General features: G+C 71.7%; 16 protein-coding genes and 1 pseudogene. 5 read left to right on the forward strand and 12 right to left on the reverse strand.

Annotation, left to right across the window (positions count from 1 at the left end):
• Nucleotides 1-108: 108 nt before the first annotated feature.
• On the reverse strand, nucleotides 109-1,971 hold the full coding sequence (gene lepA, locus JAO81_RS33735; protein WP_199551788.1) for a translation elongation factor 4: 1,863 nt from the start codon (nucleotides 1,969-1,971) through the stop codon (nucleotides 109-111).
• 242 nt (nucleotides 1,972-2,213) lie between these two features.
• Here lepA and rpsT point away from each other — a divergent pair, with 242 nt between their 5' ends.
• A complete protein-coding gene (rpsT, locus tag JAO81_RS33740) occupies nucleotides 2,214-2,480 on the forward strand; it encodes a 30S ribosomal protein S20 (RefSeq protein WP_199551789.1) in 267 nt (88 codons plus the stop codon).
• 193 nt (nucleotides 2,481-2,673) lie between these two features.
• On the opposite strand, the gene holA is transcribed toward rpsT, so the two are convergent.
• On the reverse strand, nucleotides 2,674-3,663 hold the full coding sequence (holA, locus tag JAO81_RS33745) for a DNA polymerase III subunit delta (protein ID WP_199551790.1): 990 nt from the start codon (nucleotides 3,661-3,663) through the stop codon (nucleotides 2,674-2,676).
• Nucleotides 3,664-3,777: 114 nt separating this feature from the next.
• On the opposite strand from holA, the gene JAO81_RS33750 reads away from it, so the two are divergent.
• The gene (locus tag JAO81_RS33750) at nucleotides 3,778-4,623 is read left to right on the forward strand and encodes an alpha/beta fold hydrolase (RefSeq protein WP_199551791.1); all 846 of its coding nucleotides are present in this window, start codon (nucleotides 3,778-3,780) and stop codon (nucleotides 4,621-4,623) included.
• A gap of 8 nt (nucleotides 4,624-4,631) precedes the next feature.
• Here JAO81_RS33750 and JAO81_RS33755 read toward each other — a convergent pair whose 3' ends face one another.
• The 3 genes from JAO81_RS33755 to JAO81_RS33765 form a co-directional block, all read right to left on the reverse strand.
• Nucleotides 4,632-4,877, reverse strand: a complete 246-nt coding sequence (locus JAO81_RS33755) for a hypothetical protein (RefSeq protein ID WP_199551792.1) — start codon at nucleotides 4,875-4,877, stop codon at nucleotides 4,632-4,634.
• Nucleotides 4,878-4,939: 62 nt separating this feature from the next.
• Complete coding sequence (locus tag JAO81_RS33760; RefSeq protein ID WP_199551793.1) at nucleotides 4,940-5,857, reverse strand: YceI family protein; 918 nt, start codon at nucleotides 5,855-5,857, stop codon at nucleotides 4,940-4,942.
• Nucleotides 5,858-6,181: 324 nt separating this feature from the next.
• Nucleotides 6,182-7,000, reverse strand: a complete 819-nt coding sequence (locus JAO81_RS33765; RefSeq protein ID WP_233416305.1) for an arylamine N-acetyltransferase — start codon at nucleotides 6,998-7,000, stop codon at nucleotides 6,182-6,184.
• A 125-nt stretch (nucleotides 7,001-7,125) separates the two neighbouring features.
• Here JAO81_RS33765 and JAO81_RS33770 point away from each other — a divergent pair, with 125 nt between their 5' ends.
• Nucleotides 7,126-7,578, forward strand: a complete 453-nt coding sequence (locus JAO81_RS33770; RefSeq protein WP_199551794.1) for a pyridoxamine 5'-phosphate oxidase family protein — start codon at nucleotides 7,126-7,128, stop codon at nucleotides 7,576-7,578.
• A 102-nt stretch (nucleotides 7,579-7,680) separates the two neighbouring features.
• Here JAO81_RS33770 and JAO81_RS33775 read toward each other — a convergent pair whose 3' ends face one another.
• The 7 genes from JAO81_RS33775 to leuS form a co-directional block, all read right to left on the reverse strand.
• The gene (locus JAO81_RS33775) at nucleotides 7,681-8,961 is read right to left on the reverse strand and encodes an MFS transporter (RefSeq protein ID WP_199551795.1); all 1,281 of its coding nucleotides are present in this window, start codon (nucleotides 8,959-8,961) and stop codon (nucleotides 7,681-7,683) included.
• Nucleotides 8,958-9,593, reverse strand: a complete 636-nt coding sequence (locus tag JAO81_RS33780) for a helix-turn-helix domain-containing protein (protein WP_199551796.1) — start codon at nucleotides 9,591-9,593, stop codon at nucleotides 8,958-8,960. Before JAO81_RS33780 ends, JAO81_RS33775 begins: the two co-directional genes overlap by 4 nt.
• A 176-nt stretch (nucleotides 9,594-9,769) precedes the next feature.
• Nucleotides 9,770-12,364, reverse strand: coding sequence for a ComEC/Rec2 family competence protein (locus JAO81_RS33785; RefSeq protein WP_307814025.1), 2,595 nt, complete (start codon nucleotides 12,362-12,364; stop codon nucleotides 9,770-9,772).
• Between the two features lie 1,091 nt (nucleotides 12,365-13,455).
• A complete protein-coding gene (locus JAO81_RS33790; protein ID WP_307814026.1) occupies nucleotides 13,456-14,304 on the reverse strand; it encodes a ComEA family DNA-binding protein in 849 nt (282 codons plus the stop codon).
• 540 nt (nucleotides 14,305-14,844) lie between these two features.
• A complete protein-coding gene (locus tag JAO81_RS33795) occupies nucleotides 14,845-15,690 on the reverse strand; it encodes a DegV family protein (protein ID WP_199551799.1) in 846 nt (281 codons plus the stop codon).
• Nucleotides 15,691-15,973: 283 nt separating this feature from the next.
• Entirely contained in the window at nucleotides 15,974-16,840 is an 867-nt protein-coding gene (locus JAO81_RS33800) for a hypothetical protein (RefSeq protein ID WP_199551800.1), read from the reverse strand.
• Nucleotides 16,841-17,015: 175 nt separating this feature from the next.
• Nucleotides 17,016-19,889 carry a leucine--tRNA ligase gene (gene leuS, locus JAO81_RS33805; protein ID WP_199551801.1) on the reverse strand — a complete coding sequence of 958 codons (2,874 nt, stop codon included), beginning with the start codon at nucleotides 19,887-19,889 and terminating at the stop codon, nucleotides 17,016-17,018.
• Between the two features lie 493 nt (nucleotides 19,890-20,382).
• Between leuS and JAO81_RS33810 the strand changes: the two genes are divergently transcribed.
• Nucleotides 20,383-21,759 carry a hypothetical protein gene (locus JAO81_RS33810; protein WP_307814028.1) on the forward strand — a complete coding sequence of 459 codons (1,377 nt, stop codon included), beginning with the start codon at nucleotides 20,383-20,385 and terminating at the stop codon, nucleotides 21,757-21,759.
• Nucleotides 21,756-22,014, forward strand: a pseudogene (locus JAO81_RS33815) (oxidoreductase); the annotation flags it as partial. The gene JAO81_RS33810 and the pseudogene JAO81_RS33815, both read left to right, overlap by 4 nt.

The following is a 22,014-nucleotide window of genomic DNA, read 5'->3' on the forward strand; positions in this document are numbered from 1 at the left end:
CACACCCAGACCCAGACCGCCCCGGGTGCGTGCAGCTGCCGCGCGCCTCTCGTTCGGCCATGTGGCCCAAGAACGCGTTCTGCGGGGCGAGTTACGCGCCGGGCAGGACTACTTCTTCTTCGGGCCCTCGTCGCTGGAGAGCACCGCGATGAAGGCCTCCTGGGGCACCTCGACGGAGCCGACCATCTTCATCCGCTTCTTGCCCTCCTTCTGCTTCTCGAGCAGCTTCCGCTTACGGGAGATGTCACCGCCGTAGCACTTGGCGAGGACGTCCTTGCGGATGGCGCGGATGGTCTCGCGGGCGATGACCCGCGAACCGATGGCGGCCTGGATGGGCACCTCGAAGGCCTGCCGCGGGATGAGCTCGCGCAGCTTGGCCACGAGCCGCACGCCGTACGCGTACGCCGCGTCCTTGTGCGTCACGGCCGAGAAGGCGTCGACCTTGTCGCCGTGCAGCAGGATGTCGACCTTGACGAGCGAGGCCGACTGCTCGCCGGTGGGCTCGTAGTCGAGCGAGGCGTAACCGCGGGTCTTGGACTTCAGCTGGTCGAAGAAGTCGAAGACGATCTCCGCGAGGGGCAGCGTGTAGCGGATCTCCACGCGGTCCTCGGAGAGGTAGTCCATGCCGAGCAGGGTGCCGCGGCGGTTCTGGCACAGCTCCATGATCGAGCCGATGAACTCCGACGGGGCGAGGACCGTGGCGCGTACGACCGGCTCGAAGACCTTGTCGATCTTGCCCTCGGGGAACTCGCTCGGGTTCGTGACGGTGTGCTCGGTGCCGTCCTCCATGATCACGCGGTAGACCACGTTGGGGGCGGTGGCGATCAGGTCGAGACCGAACTCGCGCTCCAGGCGCTCGCGGATCACGTCCAGGTGGAGCAGGCCCAGGAAGCCGACGCGGAAGCCGAAGCCGAGGGCCGCGGAGGTCTCCGGCTCGTAGACCAGGGCGGCATCGTTGAGCTGCAGCTTGTCGAGGGCCTCGCGCAGGTCGGGGTACTCGGAGCCGTCCAGCGGATACAGACCCGAGAAGACCATCGGCTTCGGGTCCTTGTAGCCGCCGAGGGGCTCGGTGGCGCCCTTGTTCAAGGAGGTGATGGTGTCACCGACCTTGGACTGACGGACGTCCTTCACACCGGTGATGATGTAGCCGACCTCGCCGACACCGATGCCGTCGGCCGGGGTCATCTCCGGGGACGAGACACCGATCTCGAGCAGCTCGTGGGTGGCGCCGGTCGACATCATGCGGATGCGCTCGCGCTTGTTGAGCTGGCCGTCGACCACACGGACATACGTCACGACACCGCGGTACGAGTCGTAGACCGAGTCGAAGATCATCGCGCGGGCGGGGGCGTCCTTGACGCCGACCGGGGCCGGGACGTCCCGCACGACACGGTCGAGCAGCGCCTCGACGCCGAGGCCGGTCTTGGCGGAGACCTTCAGGACGTCGTCCGGGTCGCAGCCGATGAGGTTCGCGAGCTCCTCGGCGAACTTCTCGGGCTGTGCGGCCGGCAGGTCGATCTTGTTGAGCACCGGGACGATGGTGAGCTCGTTCTCCATCGCCAGGTACAGGTTCGCCAGGGTCTGCGCCTCGATGCCCTGGGCGGCGTCGACCAGGAGGACCGTGCCCTCGCAGGCCGCGAGCGAACGCGACACCTCATACGTGAAGTCCACGTGGCCCGGGGTGTCGATCATGTTCAGGATGTGCGTCCTGCCCTGATCGGGGCCCTCGTTGGGCGCCCAGGGCAGACGGACCGCCTGGGACTTGATGGTGATGCCGCGCTCGCGCTCGATGTCCATGCGGTCGAGGTACTGAGCGCGCATCTGCCGCTGCTCGACCACTCCGGTCAGCTGGAGCATGCGGTCGGCGAGCGTGGACTTGCCGTGGTCGATGTGCGCGATGATGCAGAAATTGCGGAGCAGCGCCGGGTCGGTACGGCTCGGCTCGGGCACATTCGTAGGGGTCGCGGGCACGCAGGGTCCTGATTCTTGAGACGTCCGCAGCGTTCTGCGGCCTCGGGTCGGATCGATACGTAGCCTCCATGGTCCCATGCGCGGCAGGCAGGGTCCGGTTTGGGCCGGTCGGAGTACGGCTGGTACCGTGGTCAGCTGTGTCTCACTGCCCTCTAAGCAACGAGGCACTCGGTATCAAAGACCAGTTCCCGGGGATTCCTCTACGGCCTCCCGGGGGACGACGAACCTGTAAAGGCTCTTTCGTGGCGAACATCAAGTCCCAGATCAAGCGCAACAAGACGAACGAGAAGGCTCGCCTTCGCAACAAGTCCGTCAAGTCCGCGCTCAAGACCTCGATCCGCAAGACCCGTGAGGCGACCGCCGCCGGTGACGTCGAGAAGGCCACTGCGGCTCTTCGCGAGGCCACCCGCAAGCTGGACAAGGCCGTCTCCAAGGGCGTCATCCACAAGAACCAGGCCGCCAACAAGAAGTCGGCGCTTGCTTCGAAGGTTGCCGGCCTCAAGGGCTGAACGATCACTTGATTTGACCGCCGGAACGGACCTAGCGGGCCCTCTCATCCGCTCCTGACCGGCACCCCGATCCGCACACGGCCTGCGTTCGCCACGCGGGTGCGGATCACCCAGGTTTCAACCGAAGGCCCCGCCTCCTCCGTCCTTCCCCAGGACGGAGAGCGGGGCCTTCGGCGTTGTCCGTCCGATGTGCTCAGCGGTCCCGGGAGGCACGGGCCGCCCGGGCCACCGTGACGACCGCCTTCTCCAGGGCATACTCCGGGTCGTCGCCGCCGCCCTTGACGCCGGCGTCCGCCTCCGCGACGGCGCGCAGCGCGATCGCCACCCCGTCCGGGGTCCAGCCGCGCATCTGCTGGCGGACGCGGTCGATCTTCCAGGGCGGCATGCCCAGCTCCCTGGCCAGGTCGGCGGGGCGCCCGCCGCGGGCCGAGGAGAGCTTTCCGATGGCCCGTACGCCCTGGGCCAGAGCGCTGGTGATCAGGACCGGTGCGACGCCGGTGGACAGGGACCAGCGCAGGGCTTCGAGGGCCTCGGCCGCCCGGCCCTCCACCGCGCGGTCGGCGACCGTGAAGGAGGAGGCCTCCGCCCGGCCGGTGTAGTACCGCCCGACGATCGCCTCGTCGATGGTGCCCTCGACATCCGCGACCAGCTGGGACACCGCACTCGCGAGCTCCCGCAGATCGCTGCCGATCGAGTCGACCAGGGCCTGGCAGGCCTCGGGGGTCGCCGAGCGGCCGAGGGTGCGGAACTCACCCCGTACGAAGGAGAGCCGGTCCGCGGGCTTGGTCATCTTCGGGCAGGCGACCTCGCGGGCGCCGGCCTTGCGCGCCGCGTCAAGGAGGCCCTTGCCCTTGGCTCCGCCCGCGTGCAGCAGGACGAGGGTGATCTCCTCGGCCGGGGCCGAGAGATAGCCCTTCACGTCCTTGATCGTGTCCGCGGACAGGTCCTGCGCATTGCGCACGACCACGACCTTGCGCTCCGCGAACAGCGACGGGCTGGTCAGCTCGGCGAGCGTGCCCGGCTGGAGCTGGTCGGAGGTGAGGTCGCGCACATCCGTATCGGCGTCGGCGGCGCGGGCGGCGGCGACGACCTGCTGGACGGCACGGTCGAGCAGCAGGTCCTCCTGGCCCACGGCGAGGGTGACGGGGGCGAGCGGGTTGTCTTGTGCAGCGTTCCTGGCCATTGCGGACAAGGATCCCACGGGGCACTGACAGTCCGGTACGGGCGCGGGGCGGGGCTCGCTCCGCGCGGACATTCGTACAAGACCGGGCCGGGTCCGTGCGCGCACCATCCCCGTATGACTGCTGATGAATCCCGCCTCCCGCACGGGATGCACGGGATGCACGTGATCCGGGCAGGCCCGCGCGCGGCGCCGCCTCTGGTGCTCATCCACGGTTCGGGGGCTTCCGGCGCCTCGTGGGGTCCCATGACCGCGCTGCTCGCCGAGCGGCACCATGTCGTACGGGTCGACCTTCCGGGCTGTGGAGCGTCCCCGTCCGCGGCGTCCTACGAGGTGCCCGTACAAGCGGGCCGGGTGGCGGCGCTGCTCGATGAGCTCGGGCTGCGGCAGGCCGCCGTCGCCGGGCATTCGAGCGGAGGCTATGTCGCCACCGCGCTGGCCGAGCAGCGCCCCGATCTGGTCGGCTCGCTCGTTCTGATCAGCACCGGTCCCGCGCTCGACGCGCTGCTGCCCGAGCCGTTCGTCCTGCGCGCCCTGCTCGGCCCGCCGTTCGGTCCGCTGCTGTGGACGCTGCGGTCGGACGCCATGGTCCGCAAGGGGATCCGGGCGACGACGGCCCGCCCGGTGGAGGTGGCGGACGAGCTGGTCGCGGGGGTGCAGGGCATCTCGTACCGCACGTTCAGGAAGGTGCTGCGGGCGAACGGTGCGTACATCGCCGAGCGGAGCGTGCCCGAGCGGCTCGCGGCGCTCCGGGTGCCGGTGCCGGTCCTCGTGCTCTTCGGGGATGCCGATCCGCGGTGGGACCCGGTGTCGGCCCGCCGGTACGAGCCCGTGCCGCGGACGCGGATCGCGCTGCTGCCGGGGGTCGGGCACCTGCCGCTGCTCGAGGCGCCCGAGGCGACCTGTGAGCTGCTGCTCGCGTTCACGGCGACGGGGTCGGGCCTTCCGCCCGCCGCCCGCTGAGGCCTGGCCTACGGGTCTTCGCGCCAGCCCTCGAACTCGGCCGCGAACTCGTCGAGTTCGACCGGGTCGAGGGCCTCGTCCGCGTCGACCAGGACCACCAGCCACTGGGCGTCCTCGGCGTCGTCCTCGCCGGCCAGGGCGTCCCGTACCAGCTGAGGCTCCTCCGAGACGCCGAAGCGGGTGCGCAGGGCCTCGGCCAGTTCTTCCGCGGTGTCCCGGTCGGGCAGCACCAGGACATGTCGTACGTCGCTCACCTGGCCATTCTCACCCACGGTCGCGGGGTGCGGGGGCAGCAGCCCCCGCGAGGTCCGAGCCGTCAGGACTTCGGGACGATCTGCACGTCCAGGTCGATGACGATGCTCGGACCGACCACCGCGATGCCGCGGGCGAGCATGGTCTGCCAGCTGACCGTGAAGTCGTCGCGGTGCAGTTCGGTGGTGGCGCGGACGGCGGCGCGGGTCTCGCCCTCCATGCCCTGGCCGATGCCCAGGTATTCGGTGTCGAGGGTGACCGTGCGGGTCACGCCGTGCAGCGAGAGGGCGCCGGTGACGGCCCAGCGGGTGCCGCCGCGGTGGATGAAGCGGTCGCTGTAGAACTCGAGGGTCGGATAGCGGTCGATGTCGAGGAAGTCGGCCGAGCGCAGATGGTCGTCGCGCATCTTCACGTTGGTGTCGATGGAGGCGGCGTCGATCACCACGTGCATGGCGGACTGTTCCATGCGGTCGGCTATCCGGATCGCGCCGGCGAAGGTGTTGAACCGGCCGTGGACGCGCGCGAGTCCGATGTGCCGTGCCGTGAACGCGATCGAGGAGTGGGCCGGTTCGATCTCCCAGTCGCCGGGGGTGGGCAGCGTCGGAGGCTGGGAGACCTGGAGGGTCACGTCGCCGAGGGCGGCGTGACCGCTGGGGGCGACGGTGGCGTTGCCGCGGTAGGGGGTGTAGCCGTCGGCCGAGACGGCGAGGCGGTACTCCCCGGCGGGCACCGTGGCCACGAAGGAACCGTAGGGGTCCGCCTCGCCGGCCACGACCTTGCGGCCCATCCCGTCGGTCACGGCGAACTCGGCGCCGCGTACCGGCTCGTTGACCGGGTCGAGCACCCGGCAGCTGAGCAGACCGCCGCTGGGCGGTACGGCGAAGGCGCTCGCCGTACCGGCCGCGACGCCGGGGTGGTGGGCGCGCCCTCTGCGGCGGCTGCCCATGCGGTCGGAACGGTTTCCCAGCCGGCGGCCGAACATTGTGGAGTCCCCCTGAACGACGTGTCTGTCTGTACCCGCGCCCCGTGGCAGTTCGTGTCCTGCGGGACGGCGCTTGTGCCCTGCGGTGGCACTCGTCGGCGTGTGCGGTGCCGACGATGCATTCGACCATCAGTGCGGCTTTCGGGGCAACACGGGGTCACATTGCGGGAATGTGCAGGTGGGGATGGGGGTGGGGCTTAGAGGCCCAGCTGGGGGTTAGTGACGGGGTCGGGGTGAATTGACCGTTCCGGTTGGGGGTGGTGCCGGGGATGGGGGGTGCCGGGGCGGGCTGTGACGGGGGCGGGCGGTGCCGGGGGGGTGCGGTCACGTGGCCGTGGGGTCCTTCGGGAGGTGGTCGAGGGTCATGCCGAAGTGGTCGCGATAGGCGGCCAACACCTCGGCGTCGTCGCCCAGTTCGCTCGTACGGCGCCGGCCGTCCTGCGTCACCGTCAGCCCCCGGCCGCTGAGGGTGGTGCGGCCCCGGTCCGTGCGCAGGGAGCAGACCAGGGAGCGGGTGAAGTGCGAGTCGGGCGAGGTGCGGTGGTACCAGGCGCCGGCCGTGAAGTCGCGCAGCGCCCGCGGCCGCAGGTCGACCACGAACTGCGCCTTGCCGTCCATGAACAGGTCCAGATCCCCGTCCGCCGCCTCCGCGAGCCGGAACGAGCCGTCCGGATCCTTCTGCTCCGCGCGCTCGGCGAAGGCCAGCGGGTACAGGCTGTGCGCGCCGAAGCCCACGTCGGCCAGCCACTCGTCGCCGTCCGCGTCGCGTACAAGGAGTGCGAGGTGGTCGTACGGGATGCCGGGGCGGCCCTCACCGTCGTACACCCGGGCCTGCAGCAGCGTCACGGCGAACCCGAGTGCGGTGAGCAACGAGGCGAAGGCGCCGTTGAGTTCGTAGCAGAAGCCGCCCCGCCGGGCGTCGACGATCTTCGCGACCAGCGCCTCGGGCTGGAGTCGGATCTCCTCGCCCAGGTGGATCGAGAGGTTCTCGAACGGGACGCTGCGCAGATGGCGCTCCTGCAGCATCCGCAGCGCCGGGCCGTCCGGGCGCTGCGGGCGCTCGGCCCCGATCCGTCGCAGATACGTGTCGACTCGCGCCGCGTCCATGGGCTGCGGTGCGTCCATGTGCTCCTGTGCGTCCATGCGCACCAGTGTGGCCCGGTGTGCCCGCCCCGTGGATCGCGCTGCGGGCCGGTCCGGGCTACGTCTTGAGGCGTAGGGCCGGCGACCGTTACGGAGATCCGCCGGGCTGACTAGCGTCTGCCGGTATGACGCCACCGCCCGCGCGCTCCGCCGAGCAGCGCAAGAAGGATGTTCTGGCCCGGCTCGAGAACGACAAGGACGTCTGGGTCGCCACCGCGTCCGCCGAGGGTCTGCCGACCATGGTCCCGCTGTCGTTCGTCTGGGACGACGGCACGCTCCTGCTGTGCACCCGGCGCACCAACCCGACCGCGGTCAACGCCGCCGACGGGTGCCCTGCCGTGGTCACGCTCGGCCACACACGGGACGTCGTCCACATCGAGGGCACGGCCCGTACGGTCCCGGGGACCGAGCTGTCGGCGGCGTCGGCCGACGCCTTTGCGGCGAAGCTGGTGTGGGACCCGCGGGACCAGAAGGCCTGGACGTATCTCCGTATCAGCCCGCGTGCGATCCGCGCCTGGCGCGAGGTGAACGAGCTGGCCACACGGGAGTTGATGCGGGACGGGGTGTGGCTGGTGTGAGGGTGAGGCGGATGTGAGGGTGGGGCGGATGTGACGGGTGTGAGGGTGGGGTTGGCTGGCGTGAGCTCGGGGCGGGCCGGCCGGCGTGAGCGTGGGCGGGGCTCAGTGGGTGCTCGTCGGGGCTTCGGCCGGGTGGGTGAGCGGTGCGGGTTCCGGCAGGGCGCGGGTGCGTGCGATCGGTGAGCCGAGCAGCCACACCGCGCTGAGCACCGCCCCTGCCGTGCCGATCCACAGGGCGGGCCGCAGCCCGATCATCGTGCCGAGCGCACCGCCGGCCACGGCACCCAGAGGACGGAAGCCATGGGTCACCGTGCGGAACGCACCGAGCACCCGGGAACGCAGCCCGTCGGGGATCAGGGCCATCTGCAGGGAGCCGGACGCGATGTCGACCAGCATCACCCCGGCGCAGGAGATGAACTCGGCCGCGAACAGCATGCCGAGCACGAGGACGGTGGGGCCGTCGGCGAGCGAGATGAGCATCAGCGGGATCGTGAACGTGGCGAAGCCCGTGACGATGGACGGACCGATACCGATCCTGCGCACGACCGCTCCGCTGCAGACCGCCCCTATCACCCCGCCCACCGCGGCCACGCTGAGCACCGCGCCGAACATGCCGGCGCTCAGGCCGAGTTCCTCCGTCGCGTACAGCACGAAGAGCGTGTGGAAGATGAAGTTGAAGAACTGCACGGTGGCCGTGGCCCCGAACATCGACCGCATCAAGGGCTCGCGCAGCGCCCACCGGATGCCGGCCGTGAAATGACCCGGCTCAGGCTCGGCCGGAGGCGGCTCCACGGGTGCGATCCGTGCGAGGCGCTCGGCGGACAGCAGGTAGGTGAGGCCCGTGGTCAGCAGGGCGACGGGCGCCGAGAGCAGTCCGACGAGGAGACCGCCGAGTCCGGGGCCGCCCAGCCAGGCCATCGACCGGCTGCCGTTGACCAGGGAGTTGCCCTGCACATAGCGCTCGGTGGGCAACAGCGCCGTGAACACCACGACGTTGCACACATCGAAGAGCACCGTCAGCGCCCCCACGCCGAGCGCCACCGCGTAGAGCTGGACCAGGGTCAGCGCATCCAGCGCGTACGCCACCGGGAGCGAGCAGAGCAGTGCCGCTCGCGCCAGGTCCGTGCCGATCATGATGCGGCGCCGCCGCGCCTGCCGGTCGGCCCAGGCGCCCGCGGGCAGGTTGAGCAGCAGGGCGGGCAGCAGTTCGGCCGTCTTGAGCCAGCCCATCTCGGCCGCGTCGGCTCCGAGCACCACAACTGCCGCCAGCGGTATGGCGAGCAGGGCTATCTGGTCGCCCACGAGCGCAACGGTCTGACCGGTCCAGTAGCGCCGGAAGGCCTGCTCCCGCAGGAGTTCGGGAACGCGTCGCGTGCCCTTCATGCCGCACCCCCTCGACCGTCGCCGTCCCGCCCCGTGGGCTGGTCCGTCACGGCGAACGCCATCCGCATGAACTGCACCACGCGTGCGCCCTCGGGCCGTTGCGCGGGCTCGTCGTTGCGCACCTCGTAGGGCCGGACCAGGTCCTCCAACTTGGCGCGCAGATCGGCGAGTTCCCCGGCCGTGAGATACAGCTGGCTGTCGCCGAACGCCTCCGCCTCCTGCCAGACGCGCGGCAGCAGATGGCGGCTCTCGATGGCCTTGATCGTCTGCTCGAAGTAGAGCTCGGCCACCGCGACCGACAACGCCGTGGCCGCCTCGGCGACAGCCGGGTCCTCGGAGTACTCGGGCCATGAGGTGTACGCCGCGGTGGCACGCCAGGGCTTCTCCCTGCCCTGCCCGCCTCCCGCCTGCTCGACGAGCCCGTACTTCTCGAGCATCCGCAGGTGATACGAGCAACTGGCCACCGACTCGCCGGTCAGCTCGGCGGCCCGGGTCGCCGTGAACGGGCCTTCCCTGCGCAGCATGCCGACCAGCTTGATCCGCGTCGGATGGCTGTAGGCGCGCAGCGCCTTGGGGTCTGCGAGTCGGGTTTCCCTGGGTTTCGGAGTGGGGTCGTGCTTCTTCTCGCCCATGCTTCTAAAGCTATCTTTAGAAAGAAGTCTTTACAAGGGTTTCTTTAGATGGGGACGGCTCCGTGTGCGGGTGGGCGCTGAGCGCTGTCCGGGTGCGCGTCGCGCTTGTCATGAGCCGCTGCCCGGGTGCGTGCCGCGCTTGTCATGTGCCCCCGCCCGGGTGCGTGCCGCGCTTGTCATGTGCCCCCGCCCGGGTGCGTGCCGCGCGCCGCCACCGCCCGCAAGGCGGGACCTGCCCCCGCGAGCGCCACCGCACCGTCCGTGTCCGTGCGCAGTACGGTCGCACCGAAGGAGCGCAGGGTGTCGATGACGTGGGGCGACGGGTGCCCGTAACCGTTGTCCCGGCCGACTCCGATCACGGCGAGACGCGGTCTGGCACGCCGCAGAAAGCTGGGGTCCTGGTGCGGCGACCCGTGGTGCGGGACCTTCAGGACGTCCACCGCCGGAAGGTCGGGGTGGGCCTTCAAGAGCGCTTGCTGTGAGGGCGGTTCGAGGTCGCCGGGGAGCAGGAGTGTCAGTCCGGCCGTACGGACCAGGAGGGTGACGCTGGCGTCATTGGGCTCCGTCGGTGCCGTCACGCCCGGACGGCCGACGGGCGGCCAGAGCACCTGCCAGTGAACCGGCCCCGCACGGCGGCTCTCCCCTGCCATGGCGGCGAGGAGCGGTACGCCGTGCGCCTCGGCCTGCACCCGTACGAACTCCGCTTGTTCGGGCGGCCGTTGCAGGCCTGTCGTCTGGATCGCACCGACGCTGCGGCCCCGGAGCACGCCGGGCAGACCCGCCACGTGGTCCGCGTGAAAGTGGGTGAGCAGGACGAGCGGGACACGGGTGACCCCCAGGGAGTGCAGACAGTGGTCGACGAGCCGGGGGTCCGGGCCGGCGTCGATGACCACGGCGGTGCCGGGGCCCGTAGCGAGGACGGAGGCGTCGCCCTGGCCGACGTCGCACAGGACGTAACGCCAGTCGGGCGGCGGCCATCCGGTCAGCACGCGGGTGAGCGGGGCCGGTCGCAGCACGGCGAGCACCAGAAGCAGTGCGCAGGCGATCAACGCGAGGGGGTGGCGCAGGACCCGTCGGGCCAGAGGGATCGAGACGAGCACCAAGGCGGCCAGGATCAGCGCGCCACTCCAGCCGTCGGGCCACTCCGCCTGGGCACCGGGGAAGCCCGCACCGGTACGGGCGACGGAGGCGACCCACCCGGTCGGCCAACCGGCGCACCAGGCAAGGGCCTTCGCGAGGGGCATGGCCACGGGCGCGAGCGCGAGCGCGGCGAAGCCGAGGACGGTGGCGGGGGCGACGGCGAGCTCGGCCAGGAGGTTGCAGGGCACCGCGACCAGGCTGACGCGCGAGGAGAGGACGACGACCACGGGGGCGCACACCGCTTGCGCGGAAGCCGCGGCAGCGAGCGCCTCCGCGATCCGGGGCGGAACGCGCCGGCGTTGCAGTGCGGCGCTCCATCGGGGGGCGATGACCAGGAGGGCTCCGGTGGCGAGTACCGAGAGCAGGAAGCCGTAACTGTGCGACAGCCAGGGGTCGTACAGGAGCAGCAGCAGTGCGGCCGCGGCGAGCGCGGGGATCAGGGAACGGCGGCGGCCGGTGGCGATCGCGAGCAGGGCGATGGCGCCGCAGGCCGCCGCGCGCAGCACGCTCGGGTCCGGGCGGCACACGAGGACGAACGCGAGGGTCAGGGCGCCGCCGAGGATCGCGGTCGTCCGCAGGGAGAGTCCCAGGCGTGGTGCGAGGCCTCGGCGTTCGGCCCGCATCGCGAGGGCGGGTGGGCCGATGAGCAGGACCAGGACGATGGTGAGGTTGCTGCCGGAGACGGCGAGCAGATGCGTGAGGTCCGTGGCACGGAAGGCGTCGTGCAGATCGGGCGGTACGCGGGTGGTGTCCCCCACGACCAGGCCCGGGAGCAGAGCGCGGGCGTCGCCGGTGAGGTGCTCGGTGGCCTCGCGGAGCCCGGCCCGCAAGTCGCCCGCGGTGCGCTGCAGGGCGGTGGGGCCCTCGATGATGCGCGGTTCCTGGCCGCCGGGAACCCGCAGCACGGCCGCGACACGGTCACCGCCGGGCAGGGGCGGCGACAGCGGGGCGCGCAGCTGGAGGCGGGTGGAGGGCAGGAGCGACAACCACGCGGAGTCGGTGGGGAGTTGGGATGCCTGGGCGCGGGAGTCGGTGGGGAGGTGGGATACCTGGGCGCGGGAGTCGGTGACGAGGTGGGATGCCTGGGCGCGGGAGTCGGTGAGGGTGGGGCGGGTGTCGGTCGCGGTGGGGCTGGCGCTCAGCGGGGTGGGACGGGTGCGTGATGGGGCAGGACTGGTGCCCGACGGGGTGGGTCGGGCGCCTGGTGGGGCAGAGCGGGCGCCCGGCGAGGTGGGACGCGCGCCCGGCAGAGCAGGACTGGCGCTCGGCGGGGCAGGACTGGCACTCGGCGGGGCGGGAATGGCGCTCGGCTGCGTGGGGCGGGCGATGACCAGGACCGGGGTGCGGGTGGCGACGGTGCCGGTGTCGGTGGTGGTGACGCGGCGCACGTCGGCGTCGAAGACGATGCTCGGCGGCGCCTGACGGTCGCCGTCGACCCGCGGCCGGGAGATCCGCGGGTCCGAGGTGACGGTCAGCTCGACGGTGACGGTGGCGTACGTGCCGGCCAGGCCGGGGAGCGGCCCTTGGTACAGGTCGGCCGAGTGCAGCCCGGCGGACAGCGCGGCACCGCCCGCACAGAGCAGCGTGGCGGCGGCAGCGAGCAGTACCGGGGTACGGGGGCGGGCGGGCACACCCTCGCCCCGCGACGCTCCCGCCTGCCCTGCCGACCTGCCGTCTCCGGACTCGCCGACCACCGGCCGTGCGCCACCCCTGCCTGCCCCAAGCGCGACTCCCCTACGACTCGGCGACCTGCCCACTCCGGGCCCACCGGCCACCACCCCCGCAGCACCCCCGCCTGCCGCAAGCACCCTCTCCGCACGACTCGCCGACCCACCTACTCCGGGCTCACCAGCCACCAGCCCAGCGCCACCCCCACCTGCCCCAGGCGCGACTCCTCTACGACTCGGCGACCAGCCCGCTCTGGGCCCACCGGCCATCAACCCCGCAGCACCCCCGCCCGCCGCAAGCACCCTCCCCGCACGACTCGCCGCCCCACCCACTCCGGGCCCACCGGTCACCAGCTCAGCGCCACCCCCGCCCGCCGCAAGCGCGACTCCCCCACGCCCGACCGCCGCCCCCGCCGCAGACGGCACCCGTCCCTCCGTACCGGCCGGTGGCGTCGCAAGCGCCCTTCGCCGCCCCTGCCGCCGCGCCAACTCCCAGCCCAGCAACGCCAGAGCGAGCACGAGACAGCCGCCCGCGGCCGGCCAGATGCGGTCCAGTGGATGTCCGGCCGCCAGAGCCGCCGCTGCCCACGCGGCCAGCACGGGTGGGACGAGACGGAGGTCCGCCGGCCCTTCCTGCCGAGGGTGGGAGGCGCCCAGCCGGTGGCCCGACGCGGCATGCACCGCGGGACGCGCCAAGGTGCGTCCGGCCGAGTTTCCCAAGGAGCCCTGCGAGGAGCTCCCAGTAGAGCCCTGCGACAAGTCCCCCGAGGAAGCCCTCGAGACCACCACCGAGGCCTCTCCTGAGAGGTCCCCCAAGCACCCACCCAAGGGCTCACCCGAAGAGCCACCCAAGGACCCACCCAAGGACCCATCCGAAGACCCATCCGAAGACCCACCCGACGAGCCACCCGAAGCCCCACCTGAAGCCCCACCTGAAGCCCCACCTGAAGCCCCACCTGAAGCCCCACCTGAAGCCCGAACTCCCCTACTCCGCCCGGCAGTTCCCCGCGAACGACGCGCCCCAGCCGCACCTCCCTCCCCACCCCGCCCCCCGCTCACAACCGCACCGCATCCTTCAGTTCGGCGAAGCGGCGCTCGCCGATGCCGTTCACCTCGCGGAGTTCGTCCACCGAGCGGAAGCCGCCGTGTTCGGTGCGGTGGTCGATGATGTGCTGGGCGAGGACGGGGCCGACGCCGGGCAGGGTGTCCAGCTGCTCCAGGGACGCCGAGTTGAGGCTCACGGGCCCGCCCGGCACCGCCCCCGCGGCCACACCCCCACCCGGGACCTGGGCGCCCGGCGGACCACCGACCACCACCTGCTCACCGTCGATCAGCACCCGGGCCCGGTTGAGCCCGGAGAGATCCGTGCCGGGCTTGGTGCCGCCCGCGGCGCGAAGGGCATCCGCGACCCTCGAACCGAGCGGAAGCCGATGCACCCCCGGTTCCCGCACCCGACCGCTGATGTCCACAACAACCGCGCCGGCTCCGCCACTTGACGGACCTCCCCCGTCATCCCCCGCCACGTGCCCGGCCCGCTCACCCGCGCCCGCTTCCGCACCGACGGGTGCGGCAGGAGCCGCCCGTACGAGATCGGGCGCACTCACCGACTGCGGCCGTCCCAGCCAGAAGTGCTGCACGGCCAGCGCCGCGCCGACCACGAGGAGGACCGCGAGCACGACCACATTGCGCCGCTCGAGACCGCAACGGGACTGCACCCACAGCGGCAGCCGCTCCCGCAGCGCGAGCCGCCAGCGCTCGCCCCGCGCACCATCCGCACTCGGCGCACCGTCCGCACCCCACGCACCATCCCCACTCGGCGCACCGTCCGCATCCGACGCACGGCCCTCACTCGCCGCGGCGTCCACACTCGACCCGACATGGCCTGCCCCCGCGGTGACCCGCACGTCCCCCGTCCCGCCACCCCCCTCAGCCTCGGACGACGACGACCCCCGTACGCCTTCGTCCGCAGCCGTCCCACGGCGGCGCACCGCAGCGGCCCCGGAAGCGCGCCGCGCCTCGCGGCTACGCCCCGCGATGACATCCGCCGCCTCCCGGTCAACTGCCCAGCGGGGAACGGCAGGTCCGTCCCACCGGGGCAACGCCGGGACCTCCGCACCGGGCCCCGGCTCCTGCGGCGGTTGCTCGAAGAGCTGGGCCGCCCGCCACCTCAACCGCTCCGCGGCCACCTGCTCACGACGCCGCCGCCGGACACGGCGATGCGCGGCCCGGCCGTCGGACGACGGACCGCGCCCGGGTCCACTGGTCGGGACGGAGCCCGAAGGGTCGTGGGCGACCTGCGAGTTGCGCGATGAGGGAGACATGCGGACGACCGTAGAGATCGCCGGCGCAGCAAGTGGATCTTGCTCAATTCCTGTGGACAACTGCCCGGTTGTGGAAAACCGCGCCACCCATGTGGGCGACAAAGCGGGTGCCGAAGCAGGCCCTCACCGAGCCGAAACCACCACACCCAGCAACCCGGGCCCCGTGTGCGCCCCGATCACCGCCCCGACCTCGCTGACATGCAGCTCCCCGAGCCCGGGCAGCCGCCCTTGCAGCCGCTCCGCCAGCGCCGCCGCCCGCTCGGGCGCGGCGAGATGGTGCACCGCGATGTCCACGCGCGCCGATCCGGCGCGCTCCGCCGCGATCTCCTCGAGCCGCGCGATGGCCCTGGACGCGGTCCGCACCTTCTCGAGGAGCTCGATCCGCCCCCCGTCCAGCTGCAGCAGCGGCTTGACCGCGAGCGCCGAGCCGAACAGCGCCTGGGCGGCGCCGATCCGGCCGCCGCGGCGCAGATAGTCGAGGGTGTCGACATAGAAGTACGCGGCGGTGGACGCGGCCCGCTTCTCCGCGGCCGCCACCGCCTCGTCCACCGTGCCGCCCGCCTCGGCCGTCTCCGCCGCCGTCAGGGCGCAGAAGCCGAGGGCCATCGCGACCATTCCGGTGTCCACCACCCGTACCGGAACCGGGGCGTCCTTCGCGGCGACGACGGCCGCGTCGTACGTACCGGAGAACTCCGAGGACAGATGCAGCGAGACGATTCCCGTGGCGCCGGCCGCGGCGACCTCGCGATAGGTCCGTGCGAACGTTTCGGGACTCGGCCGCGAGGTCGTCACCGGGCGGCGCTTCTGCAGCGCCTGGGCCAGGGAGCGAGCGGAGATCTCCGTACCCTCTTCGAGGGCCTGATCACCGAGGACGACGGTCAGCGGGACGGATGTGATGCCGTGCCGTTCCATCGCCGGCTGCGGCAGATAGGCCGTTGAATCCGTGACGATCGCGACATGGCGGGACATGAGCTGGAGATTACCTGCCGGGGTGGGAGGGCGGCAGACCGGCCTCACCGTAGCAGGCACGGGGGGCTCGCCTCTGCCTGCGCTTCGTGCGGGTGGGCGCTACGACCGGGTGGATTTCCCCTACCCGCCCCTTCCCGAAACCGGGCTTCGCCCCGGACCCCCGCATCCGAACTTCGTTCGGATCTGCTCAAGCGCCGCAGGGGCTGGAATGCTGGAGCACCGCAAGGGCTGGAATGCTGGAGCGCCGCAAGGGCTGGAATGCTGGAGCGCCGCAGGGGCTGAATCAGCCCCGCCCCTCCGGCCTCGCCTCCTTCTGCCACGGATACGTGACCTGCGGAGCGGGAGGTTCGATCGCCTGGGGGCCCGGTTCGCCGGCCTGTCCCGCCAGGTCGCGGTCCGGCCAGGTCTGTTCGGGCGGCGTGGCCGGGCCGTCGATCAGCGTCGGCTCCGGCCAGGACGGCGGCGCGGGCGCGGGCGTCGCCGCGTGGGTGGGCGGCGCGGGCGTCGCCGCGTGGGTGGGTGGCGTGACCGGCGAAGCGGGCGAAGGAACCGAAGCGCCCGGCTGCTGCCCCGCGGCCGAAGCCCCCGGAACAACCCCCGGCTCCTCCCGGGTCCAGTGCCGCAGCGCCCCCGACTCCACATCGATCTGCGCCCGCAGCGACTCGAACTCGTCGTCGGCGAACCGCCGCGCCCGGTCCTGTGCCGCGAAGCGCAGCGAGTCCGCCGCCGAGGTGATCCGGTCCGTACGCTCCTTCAACTCCGGGAGCTGCGCGCCGAGGCGGGCCTTGTCGGGCTCGCGCTCGAGGCGCTTGAGGTCGGCGTCGAGCTCCCAGCCGTGCACGCTCAGGCGCTCGAAGAGACCCACCGACTCCTGCAGCGAGGCGTCCTCCGCGACCGCCGCGTGCAGCGCGTCCTGCGTGGCGCGCATCGAGGTGCGCAGCTTCAGACGCAGCTGGGCGAGCTCGCCCGCCGGGCCGATCTGCGCGAGGGTCCGCGCCTTGAGCGTGGAGTCCTCGACATGGCGGCGCGCCTGCGTGATCGTGCGGTCGACGCCGCGCTTGGCGGCCTTCACGACCTTCACCGTGACGAACACCCCCAGCGCCACGAACAGCACGAAGAGCACGGCCAGCACGGCGAGTACTTCACCCATGAGGGGCTCCTAAGCGGGGGAACTGACGTCGGACGAGCTTCTTCCACCGTAAACGCCCAAGGGCAGGCCGAGGGTTCCGCAGAACCCCCAACCTGCCCTTAGGGGACATCCCTAAAGCGCCCAAAATCAGACGCACCGGACTTACGCCGGAACGATGTTCACCGGCTTCGGCGACTTACGCCGGAACGATGTTCACCAGCTTCGGCGCCCGCACGATCACCTTCCGGATCCCCGCGCCGTCCAGCGCCGCGACGACCTTCTCGTCCGCCAGCGCCAGCGCCTCCAGCTCGCTGTCGGAGATCGTCGGCGGCACCTCCAGGCGCGCCTTGACCTTGCCCTTGATCTGGACCACGCAGGTCACGGCCTCGTCGACCACATACGCGGGGTCGGCGACCGGGAACTCCTGGTACACGACCGAGTCGGTGTGGCCCAGCTTGCGCCACAGCTCCTCACCGACGTGCGGGGCCAGCGGCGCGATCATCCGGACCAGCTGGTCGGCGACCGGACGCGACACCGGGCCGCCCACCTTGGTCAGGTGGTTGTTCAGCTCCGTGATCTTGGCGATCGCGGTGTTGAAGCGCAGGCCCTCCAGGTCCTGGCGCACCCCGTCGATGGCCTTGTGCAGCACGCGCAGCGTGGCCTCGTCCGGCTCGGTGTCCGCGACCGTGACGTCACCGGTCTGCTCGTCGACGACATTGCGCCACAGCCGCTGCAGCAGCCGGAACTGACCGACGACCGCACGCGTGTCCCAGGGCCGCGAGACGTCCAGCGGACCCATCGCCATCTCGTACAGACGCAGGGTGTCCGCGCCGTACTCGGCGCACATGGCCTCCGGAGTGACCGCGTTCTTCAGGGACTTGCCCATCTTGCCCAGTTCGCGCTTGACCGGCTCGCCCTCGAAGAAGAAGCCGCCGTCGCGCTCCTCGACCTGGTCGGCCTGGACCGGGAAGCCACGGCTGTCGCGGTAGACGTACGCCTGGATCATGCCCTGGTTGAACAGGCGGTGGAACGGCTCGACGGCCGACACATGCCCCAGGTCGAACAGCACCTTGGACCAGAACCGCGCGTACAGCAGGTGCAGTACGGCGTGCTCCTGGCCGCCCACGTACAGGTCCACGCCACCGTGCGGCTTGGTCTCGCGGGGGCCCATCCAGTAGTTCTCGACGTCCGGGTCGACCAGCTGCTCGGAGTTGTGCGGGTCCAGGTAGCGCATCTCGTACCAGCACGAACCCGCCCAGTTGGGCATGGTGTTGGTCTCACGGCGGTACGACTTCACGCCGGCGCCGTCGCCCAGGTCCAGCTGGACGTTGACCCAGTCCTCGTTGCGCGACAGCGGCGTCTCCGGGGAGGTGTCCGCGTCGTCCGGGTCGAAGGTGCGCGGCGAGTAGTCGTCGACCTCGGGCAGCTCCAGGGGCAGCATCGACTCGGGCAGCGCGTGCGCGACGCCGTCCTCGTCGTAGACGATCGGGAAGGGCTCGCCCCAGTAGCGCTGGCGGCTGAACAGCCAGTCGCGCAGCCGGAAGTTGACGGTGCCCTCGCCGATGCCGCGCTCGGCCAGCCACTCGGTGATCTTCGCCTTGGCCTCGACGACGCCCTGGCCGTCCAGCGACACCGAATCCGAAGAGGAGTTCACCAGCTTCGCCTCGTACGAGCCGAAGGCGTCGTCCCACGTCGAGGGGTCCAGGCCACGGTCGTCCGAGGGCTCCACGACACAGCGCATCGGCAGCTCGAAGGCGCGCGCGAACGCGAAGTCACGGGTGTCGTGCGCCGGCACGGCCATGATCGCGCCGGTGCCGTACCCCATCAGGACGTAGTCGGCGATGAAGACCGGTACCTGCTCGCCGCTGACCGGGTTGACCGCGAACGCGCCGGTGAAGACGCCGGTCTTCTCCTTGGCGTCGGCCTGCCGCTCGACATCGGACTTCGAGGCCGCGAACGCGCGGTACTTGGCGACGGCCTCGGCCGGCGTCGCATGCCCGCCGGTCCACACGTCGTGCGTGCCCTCGGGCCACGCGGCCGGGACGATGGTGTCGACCAGCTCGTGCTCGGGCGCCAGCACCATATAGGTGGCGCCGAACAGCGTGTCCTGGCGCGTGGTGAAGACCGTGATCTTCTCCTGACCCACCGGGAAGTCCACCCGCGCACCCTCGGAGCGCCCGATCCAGTTGCGCTGCTGCAGCTTGATCGCCTCGGGCCAGTCCAGCGCCTCCAGGTCGTCCAGCAGACGGTCCGCGTACGCGGTGATCCGCATGTTCCACTGGCGCAGCTTGGACTTGAAGACCGGGAAGTTGCCGCGCTCGGAGCGTCCGTCGGCGGTGACCTCCTCGTTGGCCAGCACGGTGCCCAGGCCGGGGCACCAGTTGACCGGCGCGTCCGAGGCGTACGCCAGCCGGAACCCGCTCAGGACGTCGGCGCGCTCGGCGGCGGTCAGCTCACCCCAGGCCCGCTCGTGACCCGGCACCGGACGCGCGCCGCTCTCGAACTGCGCGACCAGCTCGGCGATCGGGCGGGCCTTCTTCGCGTCCTGGTCGTACCAGGAGTTGAAGATCTGCAGGAAGATCCACTGGGTCCACTTGTAGTACTCGGGGTCGATCGTGGCGATCGAGCGGCGCTTGTCGTGGCCCAGGCCCAGGCGGCGCAGCTGGGACTTCATGTTCTCCATGGCCGCCTCGGTGGACACCCGCGGGTGCGTACCGGTGGCGACGGCGTGCTGCTCGGCGGGCAGGCCGAAGGCGTCGAAGCCCAGCGTGTGCAGCACGTTGTACCCGGTCATGCGGTGGAACCGGGCGTAGACGTCGGTGGCGATGTAGCCCAGCGGGTGCCCGACGTGCAGACCCGCACCCGAGGGGTACGGGAACATGTCCATGATGAACTTTTCGGGCCGCCCGGAGACCGCGGCGTCGCCCGCCAGATCACCCTTCGGGTTGGGCGCCTCGTACGTGCCGTCGGCGTCCCAGATGTCCTGCCAGCGCGCCTCGATGTTCGCGGCCCCGGGCGCCGGGGGGGCGGGCGGGGGTGCGGGCTCTGGCGGCCGGGCTCGTATGCTCATGATCCTTAGGGCTCCATCGATCGTCTCTGCTGCGGTTTCACCGGGCTTCGGCTGCGACGTACAGCCGAAATGAAAAAACCCCTCGCACAGGAGGGGACGCCGCGCTGATGCCGACCCACGAATCGTCAGTGGTCGGTACTGATCAGCGCGGCTCGCTAAGCAGAAGGCGTACGGCACGCATGGCGTCAGGGTACCGCAGGGGCCGAGCCGCCCGCACCGGACTTCTCTCCCGCCCGGGGCGCGGGGTTACTCGGCGTACCGGCCTCTATCGGGGCAACGTCAAGAGACGCTCGCCACTTGATAACAACGCAATAACTCAAACCCCGAACTGGTCGGTACGGCGCCACTTAGCATGCGGCAGCGGGACCCGCTTTCGAACCACCATCCGGGAGTCATCCCCATGAACCCTCTCACCCCCCGTAGCCGCAAGATCCGCTCCTTACCCATCTCCCCGGGGCCGAGCCGCGCGGCACGTGGAGCGTCAACAGGCGCGGTGCTGCTCCTGATACCCCTCGTCGTGATCGTCGGCAGCGACAGCTTCCGCGCCGCTCTCGACTTCACGACCGGAGTGCTCAGCCTCGTCTCGTTGACCTGCAGCATCGTCTGGGGCCTCGTCGCCTCCGACAGCCTCTTCCTCTCGCCGAAGCAGCGGCTCCTCGCCCAGGGTGTGCACCGGGCGACCGCGATCGCCGCGCTCGGCTTCCTGCTTCTGCACGGCACCGTCAAGCTGGTCCTCGGGCATGTGTCCGTGATCGGCGCCCTCATCCCGTTCGGCCTCGGTGTGACCGGTACGGACGGGCTGATCGGCTTCGGCGCCCTCGCCGGACTTCTGATGATCGTCACCGGTGTCACCGGCGCGATGCGCAGCTCCTTCGCCTCCCCCGCCCGGATCGCGGGCCGCTGGCGCGCGCTGCACATACTGGCCTATCCCGCCTGGTGCTCGGCCCTGGTGCACGGTCTGTACGCGGGCCGCCAGGCCGCCCCCTGGGTCGTGGCGATGTACTGCCTGTGCCTGGCCGGCGTCACCGGAGCGCTGGCGCTGCGCGCGGCTCCACTGCCGGTCAAGCGCAAGGTGGCGCGGAGAATCCTCGTCCTCCTGGACGCGCAGACCCGTATCCCCCGGGTCGCGGCGGGTGCCACCCCGCGCCGCGAGGGCCCGCTGCCCGGCATGGAGGCCCTCGCCGCCACGTCCGGGGCCGGCTCCCCACGGGCTCAACTCCCGCAGCAGCAGGGAGGATTCACTTCCTCGTACGAAGGGGAGCGCCCGCGCGCCGGATACGAGGAGGAGCGCCCTCGGGCCATGTACGAGGAGGAGCCCTCCCGCGCCACGTACGAGGAGGAGCGCCCCCGCACCGGCAGCGGCATGGCGGCCGCGTACCGCGCCGTCTCCACGGCCCCGGGCGCCCGCCCGCTGCCGCTCCAGGAGGAGCACTCCGGCCGCTGGCCCCACCCGTCCCCGCCGCCGCCCGGCGAGGCCGCGCGCCCCGCACCACCCGCGTACCCGAGTGGCACGACGCCGTACGACACGGCCGCGAGCCCCGGTTACGACACCGGCCCGGTCCCGACGTACGACACGAGCCTCACCGAGCCCGTCACGAGCCTCACCGAGCCCGTCACGGGCCCCGCCGCACCCTTCGTCCCCACCGCACCGGTCACGCCCGCCCAGAGCAGCGACCCCCCGTACTACGTGACCAGCGACCCCTACGACACGGGCTCGACCCCCACGTACGGCTCGGGCCCCATCTCCCCGTACGACACCGGCCAGACGCCCTTGTACGAGGCACCGACCGAACCGATCCCGAACCCCTTCGAGGCCCCGGCCGCGGGTGAACCCTGGTCCGCGCCCGGTACCGCGGGAGGCCGTCGTTGAACGCACCGCTGCCCGACGTCCCCGAGGTCCGCGTCGTCGGACTGCCCCAGCTCACCTCGGGGTTCGACCTCGTCGAACGGCTCGATCTGGCGATGCACCTCAAGGTGCACGGGCCCCTGGAACCCATCGGCGGCGAGCGCCTCGCCCAGCTCGCCGACGACGTCTCCCTGCGCGGCCGCGGCGGCGCGGGCTTCCCCTTCGCCAGAAAGCTGCGGGGCGGGGCCGGCGCGGCGGGCCAGCGGGGGGTGCGGCCGG

Origin of the sequence: Streptomyces sp. N35 (assembly GCF_016464295.1) — a bacterium.
Taxonomy (GTDB): Bacteria; Actinomycetota; Actinomycetes; order Streptomycetales; family Streptomycetaceae; genus Streptomyces.